The following is a 19,808-nucleotide window of genomic DNA, read 5'->3' on the forward strand; positions in this document are numbered from 1 at the left end:
CGGTCACCGTCCATCGTTCTCAGGAATGGGGTGTGGGGTTGATGGGGGATTCGTGCGCCGCGGACGCGTTCGCGATCGTCGGCCTGGGGTGTCGGCTGCCCGGCGGGATCGTCGATCTGGCCGGGTTGTGGGAGGCGTTGGAGGCCGGGCGTGACCTGGTGGGTACGGTCCCGAGGGACCGGTTCGAGGTGGCGCGGTTCGTCGACACGGAGATGGCGCGGCCGGGGAAGTCGTACACCGCGCACGGTGGGTTCCTGACGGACATCGCGGGGTTCGACGCGGACTACTTCGGGATCTCGCCGCGTGAGGCGGCGCAGATGGACCCGCAGCACCGGCTGCTGCTGGAGACGGCGGTCGAGGCGCTGGACGACGCCGGGATCGATCCCGCGACGCTGGCGGGCTCCGACGCCTGTGTGTTCGTCGGCATCTCGGACTTCTCCTACGCGGGGCTCCAGATGGTCCGGGCCCGTCGGATGAACGCCTACTCGATGGCGGGCGCCGCCCACTCGATCGCGGCGAACCGGCTGTCGCACTTCTTCGACCTGCGCGGACCGAGCATGGCGGTCGACACCGCCTGTTCGTCGTCGCTGGTGGCCGTGGAGCGGGCGTGCCGGGAGCTGGCGTCGGGCGGCAGCCGCGTGGCGCTGGCGGGCGGGGTGAACCTGCTGCTGAACCCGGTGGGGTTCGTCGGGTTCAGCCAGGCGTCGATGCTGTCGAGGAGGGGGCGCTGCGCGGCGTTCTCGGCGGATGCCGACGGGTTCGTCAGGGCCGAGGGCGCTGGCCTGGTGGTGCTCAAGCCGCTGGCCGACGCGGTGGCGGGCGGGGACCGGATCCACGGGGTGATCGCCGGTGCCGCGAGCAACTGCGACGGCCGCACGATGGGACTGGCCCTGCCGAGCGCCGAGGCTCAGGAGGACCTGCTGCGGCAGGTGTACGAGCGGGCGGGCATCGCGCCCGACGAGGTGGTGTACGTGGAGGCGCACGGCACCGGCACCCAGGCGGGCGACCCTGCCGAGTGCACGGCGCTGGGCCGGGCGCTGGGCGCGGCGCGGACCGTGGGGCCGCTGCCCATCGGGTCGGTGAAGTCCAACGTGGGGCATCTGGAGCCCGCGTCGGGCATGGCGGGGCTGTTCAAGGCGCTGGCGGTGCTGCGGTACGGCGCGATCCCCGCCTCCTTGCACATGGAGCCGCTCAATCCGGGCATCGACTTCGCCGGGCTGGGCCTGGAGCCGGTCGACCGGACCCGTCCGCTGGCGCCGGGAGAGGGGCGGCGCTTCGTCGGGGTCAACTCCTTCGGGTTCGGTGGGGCGAACGCCCATGTGGTCATCGGTTCCCCGCCGTCGGCCGCGCTGCCCCGGCCCCGCACCGAGGTGGCGGGCGACGTGCCGGTGATCGCTTCGGGCCGTACCGCGCAGGCGGCCGAGGCGGCGGCACGGCGGCTGGCCGCCCGGCTGACGGGTGCCGCTGCGCAGGAGTTCTACGACATCGCGGCCACCGCCGCTGTGCGCCGGGCCCGGCACCGCCACCGCCGGGTGGCGCTGGCGTCGACGCCGGACGGGGCCGCGCGGATCCTGTCCGGCGAGTGCGGGACGGGTGAGGTGGTCGAGCGCGGCCGGGTCGGGCTGGTCTTCGCGGGCAACGGCTCGCAGTGGGCGGGGATGGCGGCCGATCTGCTGGACGACCCGGTGTTCCGGGCCGAGGTGGAGGCGGTCGACGCCGCGTTGGCGCCCCGGCTGGGATGGTCCCTCGTCGCGGCACTGGGCCGGCCGGCGGACGAGTGGGGGCTGGCGGCCACCGAGGTCGCGCAGCCCCTGCTGTTCGCGGTGCAGGCCGGGATCGTCGCGGTGCTGCGCGAGCGGGGTGTGACCTGGTCGGTCGCGCTCGGGCACAGCGTGGGGGAGGTGGCCGCCGCGTACGCCGCCGGCGCGCTGACGCTCCAGGAGGCGGCGCGTGTCGTCGCCGAGCGCAGCCGGGCCCAGGCGGCGACGGCCGGCCGGGGCCGGATGGCCGCGGTAGGGCTGTCACCGGCCGAGGCGGAACGGGTCCTGTCGGCCTACCCGGGGCTGGTGGTGGCGGCGGTGAACACCGCCCGGGACGTGACGATCGCCGGGCCGGTGCAGCAACTCAAGTCACTGGGTGACGAGTTGGCGAGCCGGGAGGTGTTCTTCCGTCTCATGGATCTCGACTACGCCTTCCACAGCCCGGCCATGGAGCAGGTCCGGGCGCCGCTGGCCGCCGCCCTGGAGGATCTGGCCCCTCGGGGCGGCACGGAGCGGTTGATCTCCACGGTGACCGGCGGGCGGGTGCCGGAGTCCGGCTTGGACGCGGACCACTGGTGGCGCAGTGTCCGCGAACCGGTCCGCTTCGCCGAAGCCGTCGGGCATGCCCTGGACGCGGGTGTCGACGTCCTGTTGGAGGTGGGCCCGCATCCGGTCCTGCGTGCGTATCTGCGCCGGATCGCCGCCGGGCGCGATCGGGTGGCCGTACTGGGCACCCTGCACCGTGACACGGCCGGGCCCGAGGCGCTGCGCCGGTCGGTCGAATCGCTGATCGCCGTCGGGGCGATGACCGACTGGGCGCGCTGGTTTCCCGGCCCCGCCCGGGTGGCGGAGCTCCCCGCGTACCCGTGGCAGCGGGAACGGCACTGGAGCGGCAGCCCGCACGAGTGGGTTCGCAGCAGCGGGTCGGGCCGGCTGGACCACCCGCTGCTGGGCGAGCGGCTGCCGACGGCCGAGCCGGCCTGGCAGGGGCCGGTGGAACCCGCGCTGGTTCCCTGGCTGGCCGACCACAAGGTGGCCGGGTCCGTGGTGTTCCCCGCCGTCGGTCATGTCGAGCTGGCCCTGGCCGCCGGCCGACGGGTGCTGGACGGGCCGGTGGAGCTGGCCTGGCTGGAGGTGATCCGCCCACTGGTCGTGCCCTGGGGCCGGGCCGGCGACGTCCGGATGCGCGTGGCGTTCTCCGCCGACGACGGCATGGTGTCCATCGCCGGCACCGAGGCCGACGACGGCCCCGAGGCCGCGGGCACGTCGCCCCGCCCGCACGCCCGCTGCCGGGTCCGCGAGCTGCTCGGCCGGCCGCCCGCGCGGATCGATCCGGCCGGGGTGCGTGCCCGCTGCACCCGCCGGGGCGACCCCGATGCGCTGTACGCCGAACTGGCCGCCGCCGGCCTGGCCTACGGGCCCGCCTTCCGGCAGCTCACGCGGCTGCACGTCGGCGCGGGGGAAGCACTGGCCGCCTACCGGCACACCACGGACGCGGCGGACATCGCGCAGTACGTGGCGCATCCGGCGCTGCTCGACGGCGCGCTCCAGGCGTGCGCGCCGCTCGTGGCCGCCCGCGGCGGTACCGGGCAGGCCTGGCTTCCGGCCTCGGTCGGGGCCGTACGCGTGTGGCGCAGCCCGTCCCCGGCGGGACTGGTGCACGTGCGTGACCGCACGCGCGGAACGGCCGAGCTGTGCTTCGACGCGGTCGTCACCGATCCGGACGGCAGTGTCACCGTGGAGCTGGACGGTGTGCGGCTGCGGCGCGCGCCCGCTGCCGTCGACCGGGCGCCCCGGCGGCATGAGACGGTGCTGCGCGCCGCGCCGCGTCTTCACTGGCCGGCCGCGCCCTCGCCGCTGTGCGGCAACCAGGAACTCGCCGACGCCGTCGCGGACGCCGTCGATGTGGCGGAGGCCGGTGCGCGTGCCGTGCGCGTCACGCAGTTCATGGCGCGGCTCAAGCTGCTGACCGCCCATGCGGCGGCCGCCGCGTTCGCGGGCCTGCTGCCTGCGGACGTCACCGGGTTCACGCCGGCCGATCTGGTCCGGCAGGGCATGCTCCCGGGACACGAGCGGCCGGCGCGGGCCCTGCTCGGCCTGATGTCCCGGCACGGCCTGGCGGCCGTCGGCGAGGACGGGCGGTGGCGGCTGACCGGCACCGCGGACCCGGGACCCCTGCTGGCCGGGCTGCCGCTGGACTTCCCGGCCTTCTCGGCCGAAGTGCAGCTCGCCGTACGGCAGTTGTCGCACCTGCCGCAGGTGCTGCGCGGCGAGGAGGAGGCACTGCATCTGCTCGCCGGCCAGGGGTCGCAGGATGCCTTCGAGCAGTTCTACGACGTGGCGCCGTCCTGTCGCTTCCACAATCGGGGCATGGCCGCCCTCATGGCGGAGATCGTGCGGCTCTGGCCGGCGGACCGGCCTCTGCGGATCCTGGAGATCGGCGCGGGCACGGGCGGCACGACCGCCGCGCTGCTCCCGCTGCTGCCGCCGGAGCGGACCGTCTACCACTTCACCGATGTGTCCGCGGCGTTCTTCGTGCGCGCCCAGCATCGTTTCGCGGACTTTCCCTTCGTCGACCACCGCGTGTTCGACCTCGACACCGACCCCGCCGAGCAGGGCTTCGGCGAGTGCGCCTACGACTTCGTGGTCGCGGCCAACGCCCTGCACACGGCGCGCGATCTGCAGACGGCGCTGCGGCGGGTACGCGGGCTGCTGGCTCCGGGTGGCCGCCTGCTGGCGTTCGAGATCCACGACCCGGACTATCTGCTGCCGTTCTTCGGCACGCTGGGCAGTTTCTGGGCCGCCGACGATCCGCTGCGGCCGGATGGGCCCATGCTGGGCCGGGACCAGTGGTTCCGGCTGCTTGACGCGTGCGGCTTCCGCGATGTCGTCTGCCCCGGTGACCGCGTCGGGGCCGGCGAGAGCGCCTCGGTGCTGCTGGCCTCGGCCCCCTCGCAGGAGGCCGCCCGGCCCGCCCCGGCCCGTCCGGGCGACGGCGTCCGGTGGGTCGTGGCCGCCGAGAGCGAGTCGGAGACGCCGCTGGCGGAGCACCTCGCCGGGCTCCTGGGCGACGGTGGGACGCGGTGTGTGCCCGTGACATCCGTGCCGGAAGACCCGACGGCCTGGACCGCGTCACTCACCGGGGACGGCGATCCCGTCGTCGTCCTGGTGCTGGGGGACTCCCCGGCCGACCCGCAGGCGATGCTCGACGGGACCGTGCGACGGGCCGGCGCGCTGCGTGCCCTGGCCTCGGCCTGCCGGGACCTCCCGGACGATGTACGGCCGACGCTGTGGCTGGTGACCCGGCCCAGCGGGGCGCTGCCCGCGCCCGAACGGGACGGCCATCCGCAGGACGCCGCCGTCTGGGGCATGGCCCGCACCCTCGCGAACGAACGCCCGGAGCTGCGGGTCACCCGGCTGTCGCTGGAACGCGCCGGCGACCCGGCCGCCGACGCGCACCGGCTGGCCGGCGAACTCCTCGAATCCCTCACGTCGTCCGGCGACGGCGAGAGCGCGGCCGTGCGCGAGGACGAGATCGTGCTCACCTGCAACGGCCGCTTCGTACCCCGCGCACACGAATTCCCCTCCGACGAGCGCGCCGAGCCGAGCGGCGACGCGCCCTTCGCCCTCGACATCCCCGCGCCCGGACTGTCGTACGAGCCGGTCTGGAAGCGGACCGGCACCGTCACGCCCGGGCCCGGCGAGGTGGTGATCGCGGGGCGGGCCGCGGCGCTCAACTACCGCGACATCATGCTGGCGACCGGTCTGCTGCCCCCGGAGGCGGCCGAGGGCACCCCCGGCGGGAGCCGGCCCGGCTTCGAATGCGCCGGGATCGTCACGGCCGTCGGCGAGGGGGTCCGCGAGCCGGCCGTCGGGGACCGGGTGTGCGCGACCGCCCCGGACTGCCTGGCCTCGCACACGGTCGCTCCCGCGGAAGCCGTGGTGCGGATCCCCGACGGGCTGGGTTTCGCGGAGGCCGCGACCTTGCCGGTGGCCTTCCTGACGGTCCATTACGCGCTGCACGATCTGGCGCGCCTCGCGGCCGGGGAGACCGTTGTGGTGCATGGCGCGGCCGGAGGCGTGGGCCTGGCCGCCGTCCAGTACGCCCGACTGGTGGGTGCCACCGTGATCGCCACCGCGGGCAGCCCGGCCAAGCGGGACCTGTTGCGCGCGCTGGGCGTCGCGCACGTGCTGGACTCACGCACCCTCGACTTCGCCGACCAGGCGCTGCGGATCACCGAGGGGCGCGGGGTCGATGTGGTGGTCAACTCGCTGGCCGGGCAGGCCATCGACCGGGGCCTGGAGACGCTGCGGCCGGGAGGCCGGTTCGTCGAGCTCGGCAAGCGTGACATCTACGCCAACAAGCCGCTGCTCATGCGCCCGTTCAGCCGCAACATCGCCTTCTTCGGCGTCGACGTCACCGCCCTGCTGTCCGGCGAGGCGGGGTGGGAGAGCGGCCGGCGGCTGCTGGCCGAGGTCGCCGAGCGGGTCGCCGACGGCCGGTACCGCCCGCTGCCGCACACGGTGTATCCGGCCGCGCGGGTCAAGGAGGCGTTCGCGCTGCTTCAGCACTCGCGGCACATCGGCAAGGTCGTGGTGAGCCTCGACCCTCAGGACGGGCCGGTCGCGGTCCGCACCCGGCCCGAGGCGCCCCGGCTCGATCCCGACGGCAGCTATCTGGTCACCGGCGGCCTGGCCGGGTTCGGCGCCGCCACCGCCCGCCGGCTCGCCGAGCGCGGCGCCCGGCACCTGGCCCTGGTCTCCCGGCGCGGCGCCGAAGGCCCCGAGGCGGCGGCCGTACTGTCCGACCTCGCCGAACTCGGTGTGACGGCCACGCCCTACGCCGCCGATGTCACCGACGCCGCCGCCATGGCCGAGGTGATCGGCAGGATCGACGCCACCGGGCACCCGCTCACGGGTGTGGTGCACGCGGCGGTGACGATCGACGACGCCCCGCTGACCGAACTCACCGACGAGCGGATCCGCGCGGTCCTGGCCCCCAAGCTGGCCGGGGCGGCGGTCCTCGACGCCCTGACCCGCGATCGCGGCCTGCGGCTGTTCTGGATCTACTCCTCGTTCGCCGCGACCGTCGGCAACATCAAGCAGTCCGCCTACGTCGGCGCCAACCTGTTCACCGAGGCGCTGGCCCGGCGGCGGCACGCCACCGCCCCCACCCTCGCCGTCGCCTGGGGCGCGATCGAGGACTGCGGCCACGTCGCCCGCGAGGGCCTGGTACCCGCCATGGAAACGCTCGGCTCCGAGCCGCTGGGCTCGCGCGAGGCACTGGACGCGCTGGAGACCCTGGCCGCCTCCGGCACGGCCGTGGCCGGGATCGGGCGCTACGACTGGTCCCGGCTGCGGATGTTCCTGCCCGCCACGGGCCTGTCCAGGTTCGCGGCGTTGCTGCCGGCCGAGGGCGACATCGGCGGGCACAGCCGCCAGGACCTCGCGGCCGCGCTGGCGGGACTCTGCGCGGACGAGGCGCTCGAGGCGGTCAACGGCGCACTGGCCGAGATGCTGGCCCGGATCCTCCAGACCGACGTCGCCCGCCTCGACCCGAGGACGCCGATCCAGGACTACGGCGTCGACTCCCTGATGGCCGCCGAAATGCTCACCACCCTGCGCCGGCGCCTCGACGTCGAGATCCCGCCCATGGAACTCCTCCAGGGCGGCATCACCCTCAACGACCTGTCCCGCCATGTGCTGCTGCGCCTCGGCGTGCGCACCACCGACACCGCCGACGCCTGAAGGAGGCCCCTACATGGTGACCTGTCAGGAACCCGACGGCCCGGCGACGGCGACCGCCGAGGGCCCGCTCAGCTTCGGCCCGCTCATCGGCGGCGTCACCGTCGACGGCCCGGCCGAGTGGGTGCACGCGATCCGTGCGAGCGCGCTGATCGACGATCCGGTCGGTGCCACCTGCTACCGCAACGCGCTCAACGCAGGACGCATGGGGCCCGACGCCCACCCCGAGACGATCCTGGGGCGCTGCGCCCTCGCCGGGCCCGACCACATGCAGGCCGCGCTGCGCACCGCCCGGCAGGCGGCCGACGAGTGGGGCGGCAGCTGCCCGGCCCGGCGCGCCGGACTCGCCGAGGCGTTCCGCGCCCGGCTGCGCGACCACGCCGACACGTTGACCGGGCTCCTGGTGGAGGAGGGGCATCCCGTGCGGCTGGCCCGGATGGAGGTCGCCAATCTGCTGACCTTCTTCGGTCCCGAGACCACGGACTGGTGCCTGCGGCACATGGAGACCCGGCACACCGTCGGCGGCCGGACGGTCTCGCTGCGCCGGGTGCCGGACGGGGTGGTGTGCGTGCAGCCGCCGCAGAACACGCCGGCGCTGAGCGTCGGCGCGGCCTTCCAGGCCGTACTGGCCGGGAACGCGCTGGTGGTGCGGCTGTCCCGGCACGCGCCAATGGCCGCGATGTACCTGCTGGAGCGCGTCGCCGTACCCGCGCTCGCGGAGGCCGGCGCTCCGCCCGGCGTGCTGTCGGCCCTGTGCACGGACCCCGCGCTCGCGCTGGACACCTGGCTGGAGAGCCCGTTGGTGGACGACGTGCTGTACTTCGGCGACTCGATCCGAGGCGAGCATCTGGAGAAGGCGTGCCTCGCGGCGGGCAAGAAGCCGCTGCTGGAACTCGGCGGCAACGACATGGTCGTGGTGTGGCGGGACGCGCCCCTGGACCGGGCCGTCGAGGCGCTGATGGAGTCCTACCACGGCAGCGGCCAGATCTGCTGCGCGCCCAACATCGCTCTGATCCACCCCGAGATCGCCGACCGGCTCACCGATCTGCTGACCGACCGCGTCCGGGCACTGCGCCCCGGCTTCCCGGACGACCCCAGGGTGGTGCTGGCCGCGACGCCCAACACCGCCGGATACGACGCCACGCTCGCCGACGCCCGGCGGGCGGGCGCCCGGATCCTGGCCGGCGGACGTCACCTGGACGTCGACGGCCGGGAGAGCGACGTCGCCGTGTTCGCGGAGCCGACGCTCGTCCGGGCCGACGGGCTCTCCTTCGCCGGGAAGCTGCGGTCGGTGCGGTACGAGACGTTCTTCCCGCTGCTGACGCTGGCGGTGCCCCGTCCCGCCGGCGACGACGAACTCCTCACCGAGATGCTGTCGTTCGTCGCCTCCGGCACCTACGGTCTGCGCAACTCCCTGTGGACGCGCAGCCCGGAGGTCATCGACCGGTTCGTCCGCGACGTGCGCTCCTGCGGCCAGCTCAGGGTGAACGACTCCCATCTGGCCGGCGTGCCGTACCTGTCCAACCACGGTGGCCCCGGTCTGAGCGGCGACCGGTTCGCGGAGCTCAACTACCCGATGCTGCGCACCAGCCGCCTGCAAGGCGTGGCCATCGCGCAGGACGGCCCGACCGCGGCCGGGGACGCGAGCCCGCACGTCCCGGACCGGCCCAGGCCGAGGGTCGAGGCGGCCCGGGAGTACCCGCCGGGCTGGCCACCCGATCCGCTGCCCGACGGCCTGCCCGCCCCGTTCACCGAGGCGTTCCGGCACGACCCCTACCCGACGCTGCACTGGCTGCGCGAGCACCGGCCGGTCAGCCGGATCGTCAGTCCGGACGGGCCGGGCTGGCTGCTGACCCGCTACGACGACGTCCGCAAGGCGCACACCGACCCGCGCGTGACGTGTGACAGCAAGCGCACCCCGGCGGGCGGGATGTGGCTGCGGCACTGGCCGTCCGAGCTGCGCGAGCGGCTCTTCGTGCATCTGCTGGACAGCGACGACCCGCGCCATGGCGAACTGCGCCGGATCATGCAGCCGTTCTTCACGCCCGCCCGGCAGGAGCGGTGGCGCTCGCGGGTGCAGCGCCTCGTCGACCACCGGATCGACCAGATCGTGGACCGCGGCCACGGCGACCTCATGGCGGCCGTCGCCTATCCGCTCGGCGGCAACGTCCTGTTCTCCGTCCTGGGCGCCACCCCGCCGCGGATGAACCATCTGCGGGCGATGATCTGGCGCACCGCCGAGTGGAACAACGACGTGCCGTACGTGGCGGCGCTGGCGCACGAGGTCGACGCGTTCGTGCGCACGGCCGTCGCCGAGAAGCGGCGCTCCCCCGGCGACGATCTGATCTCGCTGCTGGTGCGGGCCCGCGACGAGGACGGCCTGCTCGGCGAGGACGAACTGCACGGCCAGGTCATGATGATGCTGGCGGCGGGCCAGGACCCGAGCATCAACAGCGTCGGCAACAGCCTGCACGCCCTGCTCACCCACCCCGACCAGCTCACCGCGCTCCGCGACGACCCGTCCCTGCTCGCCACCGCCGTCGGCGAACTGCTGCGCTACGAAAGCCCGCTGCCCTTCACGAGCTGGCGGGGCACCCTCGAACCCGTGGAGTTCGGCGAGGTGACCGTCCCGGCGAACGAGTCGCTGTTCCTGTGCATCGGCGCGGCCAACCGGGACCCCGCCCGCTTCCCCGATCCCGACCGCCTGGACCTGCGCCGTCAGGTCCCCGGTCATCTCGCCTTCGGCCACGGCGCCCACTACTGCCTGGGCGCCCACATCGGCCGTATGACGGCCGAGTCCGCCGTCGCCACCGTCCTGCGCCGGCTGCCCGGACTGCGGCCGGCCGGTACACCGCGGTGGCGGCCCAGCATGTTCGAACGCGGGCTCAGCGGCCTGCCCGTCGCGTGGGACGTGACGCGGAAGGAGGCGGTGCGGTGAAGCGGGCCGAGATCCTCGCCGAAGTGAAGGCGATGCTCGCCGAGTTCGGGGAGGTCGACCCCGAACTGGTCGACGAGCAGACCGCGTTCGTCGCCGACCTCGGGCTCGACTCCCTGGTCCTGGTGCGGATGACCGTCGTCGCCGAGGAGCGGTTCGGGGTCCGCATCCCGGACGAGGCCGCCTGGGAGCTGCACACGGTCGGCGCCGTGGTCACCTACGTCGAGGACGCGCTGGCCGCGGCGGATCGGAGGCGGCGGTGAGTGAACTCGTCCGGTTCCTGCGCGAGAAGATGTGGATCCTCGGGGACACCCGCTGGTACGCGCGCGTGGACAGTGTCCGCGGCGAGCTCGTCGAGGTGGAGCGCCTCGGATACGCCCAGCTCGACGCCCGCGCCCGCGCGGTCGGGGCCTGGCTGTCCGACCGTACGGCGCCCGGCGCGCACGTCCTGCTGATGTACCCGGCGGGCCTGGAGTTCTTCACGGCCTTCCTCGGCTGCCTGTACGCCGGGCGGGTCGCCGTCCCCGCCCCGCTGCCGGACACCGACCGGCGGGCCCTGCGACGCGCCGAGGGCATCATCCGCGACGCCGGCGTCGGCCTGGTCCTCAGCGACTCGGCGCACCGGCCGGCGCTCGCCGCATGGCTGGCAGGTCCGGCCCCGGCGGCACGGGCCGAGTGCGTCGCGACGGACGAGACGGTGCGGGCGGCGCCGGACACCTGGTCCCCGGTCTCGCTGGAGCTCTCCGCGACCGCCTACATCCAGTACACGTCGGGGTCGACCAGCGAGCCGCGCGGTGTCGTCATCAGCCACCGCAACCTCTTGCACAACCTGCTGTCCATCAGGAGGAACCTGGTCACGGACGAGGTCCTGGACGAACTGCGCCACGACCCGGCTCCGACCGGCGCCGGATGGCTCCCGCACTACCACGACATGGGCCTGGTCGGCATGCTGCTCAGCCCGCTCACCAGCTACGGCAACCTCGTCTTCTGCTCACCGGTGTCGTACATCGCCCATCCGCTGCTGTGGCTCCGGATGATCAGCCGGTACCGGGCCTTCTACACCTTCGCCCCGAACTTCGGCTACGACTGGCTGCTGAGGAGCCTCGGGACCGGCCGACTCACCGAACTGGACCCGGAGCTGGACCTGGACTGCCTGCGGTACGCGATCAGCGGCGCCGAGCCCGTCCGGGCCGACGTCCTGACCGCGGTGGCCCGCAGGCTCGCCCCCATCGGCTTCCGCCCGGACATCTGGGCCCCCTGCTACGGCCTGGCCGAGGCCACCCTCATGGTCACCGGCACGCCCTGCGGCCGGGGAGCGACCGTGCGACGCTTCGACCGGGACGCGCTGGAGGCCGGGGCGGCCGTGCCCGCTCCGGACGGAGTGGAACTCGTCGCCTGTGGCGGCCCGGCCGGCGTGGACGTCCGGATCGTCGACCCGGCCACCTCACAGCCCCTCAAGGACGGGCACGTCGGCGAGATCTGGGTGTGCGGCGACAGCGTCGCGGGCGGCTACCTCGGCAACCCGCAGGCCACGGCCGAGCACTTCGCCGCCACCACCGCCGACGGCGACGGCCCCTGTCTGCGCACCGGAGACCTCGGTTTCTTCCTCGACGGCGAGCTGTATGTCACCGGCCGCGCGAAGGACCTGATCATCGTCAACGGCCGCAACATCCACCCCCAGGACATCGAGCGGCTGAGCGAGACGACCGACCCCGCCGCCGGCCCCTGCGCCGCCTTCGCCCTGCCCGACGCCTCGGGGCGCGAACACATCGTCCTGGTCCAGGAGATCCGCCCTGTCCACCTCGACGGCCGCTCCCCCGCGGCCCTCGCCGGCCTCATCCGCAGGCGCCTGGACCGGGAACTGCGCCTCGCCGTCCGGGTCGTCATCGTCGGCCCGATGAGCGTGCCCCGCACCACCAGCGGCAAGATCCAGCGCACCCGGACCCGGGAACAACTCCGCGCCGCCCATCTCGCCCCACTGCACTCCGACCTCCCCGTGACCGACCTTGCGCAGGACCGATACCGAGGCCCGACCTGACGACCTCCCTGTCACGCGATGCCGGTTTCTCACCTGGGTCGGCATCCCGGGGCGGGCTCCTGCCGGAGGCCGTCGGCGTTGCCGGGTCCAGCGGTGGCAGCGGCAGCGGATCAAAGCATCCGAGGGACCGTACCGGACGTCGCCCCTGGCCTGATCACGCTGCGGCCGTGAGCGACGACGTGGGCTCCCAGGTGAAGCCGTCCGGGTCGGTGAAGGCGTCGGCCGTGCTGCCGAGGATGATGTGGTGCGCGCCGTTGCCCTCGGCGGGGACGCCGAGGTCCTTGGCCAGGCCGCGGCGCTTGTACAGGGCCAGCTTGACGGGGCTGGAACCGCCGGCGGCGAACTCGGTGTACTTGCCGCCGAAGCTCCGGGCCACGGTCAGGCCCCGGCCGACGTAGAACTGCCTGCTGGCCTTCACGTCCTCGACGCCCAGCAGCAGGACGATCTCGTCGATCTCGCGGGTCGCAGTACCGGTGTCCTTCTTCGCCGGGGTCGCGACCTTCCAGATCGTGCCGTCCGGCGCCTGGACGACCCCGCCGTAGCCCCACAGCGACTTCGCCGCGGGCTTGAGCACCGTGGCGCCGGCGTCCACGGCGGCGGTGAGGAAACCGTCGACGGTGGCCGGCCCGGATACCGTCAGCGCCAGGGTGAAGCCGCGGAATCCGGTGGACTGGACGTCGCAGGCGCGTAGGTCGATGTGCCTGTCCACGCCGAAGGAGCGGTAGAAGCGGCGGGCGGCCTCGGGGTCGGCGACCTCGAGGGTGACGGATGCGAGGGACTGGGTGGATGTCGTGGTTGCCATGAACGTCACGCTAGGGGCGACCCGGCAGCCGGGGCTTCTCGATTCCTGACCAGTCCGGGTGGGCACGGTTGAAGGGACCGGTCGGAGAGGGGACGGGGGCGACAGGAGGTGCGCTTCGGTGCAGCCAGGCGCGAGAAGAGGGCTGTTCGTGGGGCTGTGCACCCTGGATGTCATCCAGCTCGTCGATCATGTCCCGGCTCCCGACGAGAAGCTCACGGCCCGCGAACAGACCGTGGCCGCGGGCGGTCCGGCGGCGAACGCGGCCGTGGCCTTCGCCCACCTGGGCGGCGCCGCCGGGCTGCTCACCGCCATCGGCTCCCACCCGCTGGCCCGCGCGGTCACGGCCGATCTGGACCGGGCGGGCGTGACCGTGTCGGACCTGGCGCCGCACGCGACCGACCCGCCCGCCGTGTCCTCCGTCATGGTCACCGCCGCCACCGGTCAGCGTGCCGTCGCCTCGACCAACGCCGCCGGACACCGGCTCGCCCCGCCCGACGATCTCGGCGCGCTGGTGGCGGCCTGCGACATCGTCCAACTCGACGGCCACCACATGGAGCTGGCCACGGCGACCGCTCACGCCGCACGCGCCGCCGGGCGCCGCACCGTCCTCGACGCGGGCAGTTGGAAGCCCGGCACACAGAACCTGCTGGGGTCGGTCGACGTGGCCGTCTGCTCCGCCGACTTCCACCCGCCCGGCACCCGCACCCCCGCCGACGTCCTGCGCTTTCTCCACCAGCACGGGGTCGCCTGGGCGGCGGTCACCCGGGGAGAGCGGCCCATCGTCTGGGCGGGCCCCGACGGCGGCGGAACCATCGACGTGCCCACCGTGCCGGTGGCGGACACACTCGGCGCCGGCGACGTCCTGCACGGCGCCCTCACCCATCACCTCGCCGCCCAACGGGAGCTGACCTCACGGGGCTTCGTCCAGGCCCTCGAGGCCGCCGTCATCGTGGCGTCCCGGGCGTGCACCTCGTTCGGCACACGGGCCTGGATGCGCTGACGGGCGGGACGGCGGTTCAGTTCAGAGCCAGTCGCATGAGGGTCAGGTCGAGTCGGCGGCCGAACTTCGTGCCGACCTCCGTCAGGGTGCCGGCATGCCGGAACCCGAACCGCTCGTGCAGCCGGATCGACGCGGTGTTCTCGGCCTCGATACCGGCGACGACGACGTGGTGCCCCGCCTCGCGTGCCGCGGTGACGAGCGCCGCGAGCAGGGCGGAGCCGATGCCGAGTCCGTGCCTGCCGTCGCGGACGTAGACCGAGTCCTCGACCGTGTGGCGGTATCCGTCCAGCTCCCGCCACGGGCCGTAGACCGCGAACCCGGCCACCTCGCCGTCCACGTCGGCCACGAACGCCGAGCCGCGCTCGATGTGCGCGGCCAGCCAGGCCGCACCCTCGGCGGGGGACTGGGGGGTATCGGTCCACAGGGCCGTCGAGTGCTCGACCGCGTGGTTGCGGATCGCGCGGACGGCCTCGGCGTCGCCGAGATGGGCCGGGCGCACCGTCACGGCCCAGCGCCTCTTATATATTGGATTCATGTCCAAGATAGTAGATCCCTTGGTGGGGCAGATCGCTGCCCGGATCCGGACCGAGCGAGAACGCCGCCGGTGGACCCTGGCCCAGCTCGCGGACACCTCCGGGGTCTCCCAGGCCATGATCAGCAGGATCGAGCGCGGTGAGAGCAGCCCCACCGCCGTCGTCCTCGGCAAGCTGTCGGCCGCCTTCCAGCTCAGCGTCGCGTCCCTGCTCGCCCTGGCCGAAGGCGGGCGGGACGAGGCGGACGTACGGCCCGGTGTGCGCCGCCAGGCCGATGCGGCCGAGTGGCGCGACCCCGGCACCGGCTATCGGCGCCGGCAGATCACCGGCCCGCGGTTCCCCGCCGAGATCGCCGAGATCCGCCTGCCGGCCGGCGCCCGGGTGCCGTATCCGGCCGCGGCCTTCGCCTTCGTACGACAAGTCGTCTGGGTCCTGGACGGCCGGCTGACCTTCCACGACGGGGACGCCGTCCATGAACTCGGCGCGGGCGACACCATCGAACTCGGCGAGCCCACCGAGCGCGTCTTCGCCAACACCACCGACACCGAGTGCCGCTACGCCGTGATCCTCGCCCGCGGCACACAGCCGTGACCCGGCCGCTGCCCCGGGGCGGCACGCTCGTCCTCGCCGGCACAGCGGGGACGGCGATCGCGAACAACTACGCCCTCCAGCCCGCGCTCTCGGCCGTCGCCGCCGATCTGGGCGCGCCCCTCTCCGTGATCGGCCTCGTGCCGACGGCCGCACTCGTCGGCTGCATGGCAGGCTTCGCCGTCCTGCTGCCCCTCGCCGACCACGTCGCCCCGCGTCGCCTGGTCACCGCGCAGCTCACGGCGCTGGCCGCCGCCCTCGGCACCGCCGCCACGGCATCCGGCCCCGCCCTGCTCCTGGCCTCCTATCTGCTGATCGGCGCCGCCACCAGTGTCGCGGCGCAGGCCGGCAACATCGCGGGCCGGCACGCGCGGCCCGGGCGGCGTGGCACCGGCGTCGCCACCGTGGCCGCCGGCATGTCGGCCGGCATTCTGCTCAGCCGGGTGGCGGGAGGGGCACTGGCCGACGCTCTCGGGTGGCGGCGGATGCTCCTGGTCTTCGCCGCCCTCGTCCTGCTCTGCGCGGCAGCCGCCCGCACGCTGCTGCCCCGGCAACGGCCCCGCACCGACCTCGGCTACCGCGCCACCCTCGCCTCGCTCCCCCCGCTGCTGCGCCACCACCCACCGCTGCGCCGCGCCGTGGCCACCGGCGGCCTGTGGTATTTCGCGTTCAACCTCGTCTGGGTCGCCCTGGCACTCGCCCTGGCTCAGCCGCCCCACTCGCTGGGCCCCACCGCCATCGGCCTCTACAGCCTGGCCGGACTCCTCGGCTTCGCAGCGCTCCCCCTGGCCGGACGCCTCACCGACCGCCACACTCCCCGGGCCGTGATCACCACCGGTGTCCTGGCCGCCGCGGCCGGGACCGCGCTGCTGGCCACCGGCCTGAGCCGCCCGCCGGTCACGGCACTCGGGCTCGCCCTCTTCGACGCCGGCTGCTTCGCCGCCCAGGCGGCCAACCAGAGCCGCGTCATCACCCTCGACCCCCGCCGCTCCGGGAGCCTGAGCAGCGTCTACCTCGTGCTGTACTTCACGATCGGCGCGCTCGGCACCGCACTCGCCGCACCTCTCCTGGACGCCCTCGGCTGGCGGGGCATCACCGTCACCGCCATCGCCGCGCTTCTCCTCGCCGCGACCCTCGGACGCCCCGGCGGGGAGCGCGGGTGAACAGGTCGGGTACGCCGAAGGTGCCGGAGTTGGCATCGGAGGCGCGGCCCGGGAGCCCGCTCCCTACAGCCCCTCGCCGCCCGCCTCCGTCTGCCAGACCGCCTTCCTCACCTGCTCCTCGACATCGCTGCATGTCGCGCCCTGCGCCCTGGCGTAGTCGGCCAGCGCGATCCGCACTTCCCGGGCCAGATCCCGCCAGGCCCGCAGTGCCGTGTTGTAGGTCTCGGCCTGCCGGGGGCTCCAGCCGCCCTGCTGGGTCGGCGGCCCGTACATGCCCCGCAACTCTTCCACGCGGCTGTGCGCCTGCTCGGCCGCGCGCTCCTTCGCCACCAGTTCTTGGAAGATAGTCGTCACACAAATGGAGCATAGGCGGGCAAATCTCCTGGCGCTCGGCGAGCATCCGCGGTACTCAGGCCGACGGCGTCCCCATCGCCCGCTCCGCCCACTCCCGCTCCGACAGGGCGAGCAGTGCCTCCCGCTCCGCGTAGGGCGTTGGCCGTGGTCGCGCCCTGCAACAGTCCCGCGAGGAACCCGGCCGCGAAGGCGCCGCCTGCGCCGACGGCCTCCACGACCGTCGTGCGTGGTGTCGGCACCGCGACGGTGCCCTCGTCCGTGAACGCGGTCGCGGTGTTCGCCCCGTCCGTCCCGCGCACCGGCATTCAGAAACGACGTCGCTGAATCCGATGAGAAGGATGCGTTGGACGTCAGAATCAGGCTGGAGCACAGTGAACACGTCCCTCACCCGGGACCGGACCACCCCTACTGCACCCTGCGGAGAAACACTCGATGAACCACGTCGCGGCTCCCGAGCGCTACGACGGCACCATGCGCTACCGGCGCACCGGTCGCTCAGGACTCGACCTGCCCGTGCTGTCCCTGGGGTACTGGCACAACTTCGGTGACGACAAGCCCTTCGAGGCCCAGCGCGAGATCGCCCTGCGCGCCTTCGACCTCGGCATCACCCACCACGACCTGGCCAACAACTACGGCCCGCCCTACGGCGCCGCGGAGATCAACTTCGGTCGGCTGATGAAGCAGGACCTCGCGCCCTACCGGGACGAACTGGTGATCTCCACCAAGGCCGGCTGGGACATGTGGCCCGGCCCCTACGGCCAGGGCGGCGGCTCCCGCAAGTACGTACTGGCCTCGCTCGACCAGTCGCTGCGCCGGACGGGGCTGGACTACGTGGACATCTTCTACTCCCACCGGCTCGACGCCAGTACTCCGCTCGAGGAGACGATGGGCGCGCTGGACACCGCCGTCCGCCAGGGCAAGGCCCTGTACGTCGGCATCTCCTCCTACGACGCCGAGCGCTCCCGGCAGGCGGCCGCGATCCTGCGGGAGATGGGTACGCCGCTGCTCATCCACCAGCCGTCGTACAGCGTGCTCAACCGCTGGATCGAGACCGAGGGCCTGCTCGACGCCGCCGAGCAGGAGGGCTTCGGGGTGATCGGCTTCACCGCGCTCGCCCAAGGGCTGCTGACCGGGCGCTACCTGGACGGCGTGCCCGCCGGCTCGCGCGCCACCCAGGGCAAGTCGTTCGACGAGACGTGGCTGTCGGACGACATGCTGCGCAGGCTGCGCGCCCTCGACGACATCGCCGCCCGCCGCGGCCAGAGCCTCGCCCAGATGGCGCTCGCCTGGGCCCTGCGCGACCCGCGCGTCACCTCGCTGGTCATCGGCGCCTCGCGCACCGAGCAGCTCGAGCAGAACGTGGCCGCGCTGGAGAACCCCGACTTCACCGACGAGGAACTCACCGAGATCGACAAGTACGCCACCGACGGCGGCGTCGACCTGTGGCGGGACGCCCGCACCGGCAGCCTCGGCTGAGGCACGGGCGAGGCGGCCCTCCTCCGTGCTCCGGGTGGCCGTTCGGCATCTGGAGCACAGCCCTTTCCCCAGCGTTGGTATGGACCTGTCATGCCCGCCTCGCTATGCTCTGCCCGACCCTGATGGAGAGCGCTCTCTGATTGCGGTTGTTCCACCCCACCTTGTTGGAACGACGAAGGGCAACTCCCTTGAGACGCAGCAGACTCACGTACGCCGGTCTCGCCGCGCTGCTGGTGCTCGGCGGCTGGACCGCGGGCGGCACCGGACAGGCCTCGGCGGACGACTCCCCCGCGGCGGCCGACACCGAACCCGCCTCCCCCGGGCTGCTCCAGGCGATGCAGCGGGACCTCGGCCTGTCGAAGGAGCGGGCCGAGGCCCGGCTGGCGGCGGAGCGCATCGCCATCGACCTCGCCCCGAAGGCGCGCAGGGCGGCCGGATCCGCCTACGGCGGCGCTTGGTTCGACGCGGACAGCGAGCGGCTCACCGTGGCCGTCACCCCCGACGCCCCGTCCGCGACCGTACGCAAACTCCGCTCCGCCGGCGCGAGCGTGCGCACCGTCGCGCACAGCGCGAGCGAACTCGACGCCGCCAAGGCACGCATCGACCGCCTGCCCGCGCCGTCGGGCGTGAGCAGTTGGCACGTCGATCCGGCCGCCAGCACCGTGGTCGTGAACGTGGTCCGCGACAAGCATGCTGACAACGATGTCCGCCGCTTCGTCTCCCGCGCTCGCGCAGCGGGGCCCGTCACCGTCGAGACCGTCGCCGCAGCCCCGCGCACGTTCGCGGCGGGCACGGTCGGCGGCGACCCGTACTACACGGGCAACGTCCGCTGCTCCATAGGCTTCTCGGTGCACGGCGGATTCGTCACCGCGGGGCACTGCGGACAGCCGGGCGCCAGTGTCAGGGGCTGGGACGGCACCCACATCGGGACCTTCCAGGGCTCCTCGTTCCCGGGCAATGACTACGCGTGGGTGAGCGTCGGCAGCGGCTGGTGGACGGTACCGGTCGTCCTCGGCTGGGGCACGGTCCCCGACCGCCTCGTGCGCGGCTCGGGCGAGGCACCCGTCGGCGCCTCCGTCTGCCGGTCCGGCTCCACGACGCACTGGCACTGCGGCACCGTGCTGGCCAAGAACGAGACGGTCAACTACAGCCAGGGCGCGGTGCACCAGATGACCAAGACCAGCGTCTGCGCCGAAGGCGGCGACTCGGGGGGCTCCTTCATCAGCGGTGATCAGGCGCAGGGGGTCACCTCGGGCGGCTGGGGCAACTGCTCCGGCGGCGGGGAGACCTGGTTCCAGCCCGTCAACGAGATACTCGGCCGCTACGGGCTGACACTGCACACGGCCTGAGCCACGCGTGGGAGGGGCGGCCCGGGCGGTGACCGGCCGGGTCACTCCTCCTGGCAGGATGAGCA

Annotated in this window: 13 protein-coding genes; 9 read left to right on the forward strand and 4 right to left on the reverse strand. The window is 73.8% G+C overall.

All coding sequences use genetic code 11. The features are described from left to right. The first annotated feature begins 41 nt into the window (after positions 1-41). Genes ACP4J3_RS26745 through ACP4J3_RS26760 form a run of 4 tightly spaced genes read left to right on the forward strand, consistent with a single transcriptional unit; the run spans position 42 to position 12,478 of the window. A complete protein-coding gene (locus ACP4J3_RS26745) occupies positions 42-7,508 on the forward strand; it encodes an SDR family NAD(P)-dependent oxidoreductase (RefSeq protein WP_426538592.1) in 7,467 nt (2,488 codons plus the stop codon). 13 nt (positions 7,509-7,521) lie between these two features. Further along, the gene (locus ACP4J3_RS26750) at positions 7,522-10,443 is read left to right on the forward strand and encodes an aldehyde dehydrogenase family protein (RefSeq protein WP_426538593.1); all 2,922 of its coding nucleotides are present in this window, start codon (positions 7,522-7,524) and stop codon (positions 10,441-10,443) included. Next, positions 10,440-10,703, forward strand: coding sequence for an acyl carrier protein (locus tag ACP4J3_RS26755; RefSeq protein WP_426538594.1), 264 nt, complete (start codon positions 10,440-10,442; stop codon positions 10,701-10,703). Before ACP4J3_RS26750 ends, ACP4J3_RS26755 begins: the two co-directional genes overlap by 4 nt. Next, positions 10,700-12,478, forward strand: a complete 1,779-nt coding sequence (locus tag ACP4J3_RS26760) for a fatty acyl-AMP ligase (protein ID WP_426538595.1) — start codon at positions 10,700-10,702, stop codon at positions 12,476-12,478. The genes ACP4J3_RS26755 and ACP4J3_RS26760 overlap by 4 nt, the downstream gene beginning before the upstream one ends. A 154-nt stretch (positions 12,479-12,632) precedes the next feature. On the opposite strand, the gene ACP4J3_RS26765 is transcribed toward ACP4J3_RS26760, so the two are convergent. Then, on the reverse strand, positions 12,633-13,280 hold the full coding sequence (locus ACP4J3_RS26765) for a glyoxalase (protein WP_426538596.1): 648 nt from the start codon (positions 13,278-13,280) through the stop codon (positions 12,633-12,635). A gap of 118 nt (positions 13,281-13,398) precedes the next feature. On the opposite strand from ACP4J3_RS26765, the gene ACP4J3_RS26770 reads away from it, so the two are divergent. Next, a complete protein-coding gene (locus ACP4J3_RS26770) occupies positions 13,399-14,280 on the forward strand; it encodes a PfkB family carbohydrate kinase (RefSeq protein ID WP_426538597.1) in 882 nt (293 codons plus the stop codon). A 16-nt stretch (positions 14,281-14,296) separates the two neighbouring features. On the opposite strand, the gene ACP4J3_RS26775 is transcribed toward ACP4J3_RS26770, so the two are convergent. Beyond that, on the reverse strand, positions 14,297-14,815 hold the full coding sequence (locus ACP4J3_RS26775; protein WP_426538598.1) for an N-acetyltransferase family protein: 519 nt from the start codon (positions 14,813-14,815) through the stop codon (positions 14,297-14,299). Here ACP4J3_RS26775 and ACP4J3_RS26780 point away from each other — a divergent pair. Continuing rightward, positions 14,814-15,404 (forward strand): helix-turn-helix domain-containing protein, encoded by a 591-nt coding sequence (locus ACP4J3_RS26780; protein WP_426538599.1) that lies wholly within the window; start codon positions 14,814-14,816, stop codon positions 15,402-15,404. The two genes, ACP4J3_RS26775 and ACP4J3_RS26780, sit on opposite strands and share 2 nt — an antisense overlap. Continuing rightward, complete coding sequence (locus tag ACP4J3_RS26785) at positions 15,401-16,564, forward strand: MFS transporter (protein WP_426538600.1); 1,164 nt, start codon at positions 15,401-15,403, stop codon at positions 16,562-16,564. The genes ACP4J3_RS26780 and ACP4J3_RS26785 overlap by 4 nt, the downstream gene beginning before the upstream one ends. A gap of 63 nt (positions 16,565-16,627) precedes the next feature. Here the strand turns inward: ACP4J3_RS26785 and ACP4J3_RS26790 are convergent, their stop codons facing one another. After that, positions 16,628-16,918, reverse strand: a complete 291-nt coding sequence (locus tag ACP4J3_RS26790) for a hypothetical protein (RefSeq protein ID WP_426538601.1) — start codon at positions 16,916-16,918, stop codon at positions 16,628-16,630. Next, positions 16,915-17,223 (reverse strand): PfkB family carbohydrate kinase, encoded by a 309-nt coding sequence (locus ACP4J3_RS26795; RefSeq protein WP_426538602.1) that lies wholly within the window; start codon positions 17,221-17,223, stop codon positions 16,915-16,917. Before ACP4J3_RS26795 ends, ACP4J3_RS26790 begins: the two co-directional genes overlap by 4 nt. 127 nt (positions 17,224-17,350) lie before the next feature. On the opposite strand from ACP4J3_RS26795, the gene mgrA reads away from it, so the two are divergent. Continuing rightward, entirely contained in the window at positions 17,351-18,394 is a 1,044-nt protein-coding gene (mgrA, locus tag ACP4J3_RS26800; RefSeq protein ID WP_426538603.1) for an L-glyceraldehyde 3-phosphate reductase, read from the forward strand. 188 nt (positions 18,395-18,582) lie between these two features. After that, complete coding sequence (locus tag ACP4J3_RS26805) at positions 18,583-19,743, forward strand: S1 family peptidase (RefSeq protein WP_426538604.1); 1,161 nt, start codon at positions 18,583-18,585, stop codon at positions 19,741-19,743. Positions 19,744-19,808 lie beyond the last annotated feature (65 nt).

Source organism: Streptomyces sp. UG1 (assembly GCF_049974585.1).
Taxonomy (GTDB): domain Bacteria; phylum Actinomycetota; class Actinomycetes; order Streptomycetales; family Streptomycetaceae; genus Streptomyces.

Excerpts from the sequence above, each read along its gene's own strand:
- ACP4J3_RS26745 (WP_426538592.1), top strand. The coding sequence starts at position 42 with ATGGGGGATTCGTGCGCCGCGGACGCGTTCGCGATCGTCGGCCTGGGG.
- ACP4J3_RS26750 (WP_426538593.1), top strand. The coding sequence starts at position 7,522 with ATGGTGACCTGTCAGGAACCCGACGGCCCGGCGACGGCGACCGCCGAG.
- ACP4J3_RS26765 (WP_426538596.1), bottom strand. The coding sequence starts at position 13,280 with ATGGCAACCACGACATCCACCCAGTCCCTCGCATCCGTCACCCTCGAG.
- ACP4J3_RS26780 (WP_426538599.1), top strand. The coding sequence starts at position 14,814 with ATGTCCAAGATAGTAGATCCCTTGGTGGGGCAGATCGCTGCCCGGATC.
- ACP4J3_RS26775 (WP_426538598.1), bottom strand. The coding sequence starts at position 14,815 with ATGAATCCAATATATAAGAGGCGCTGGGCCGTGACGGTGCGCCCGGCC.
- ACP4J3_RS26795 (WP_426538602.1), bottom strand. The coding sequence starts at position 17,223 with ATGCCGGTGCGCGGGACGGACGGGGCGAACACCGCGACCGCGTTCACG.
- mgrA (WP_426538603.1), top strand. The coding sequence starts at position 17,351 with ATGAACCACGTCGCGGCTCCCGAGCGCTACGACGGCACCATGCGCTAC.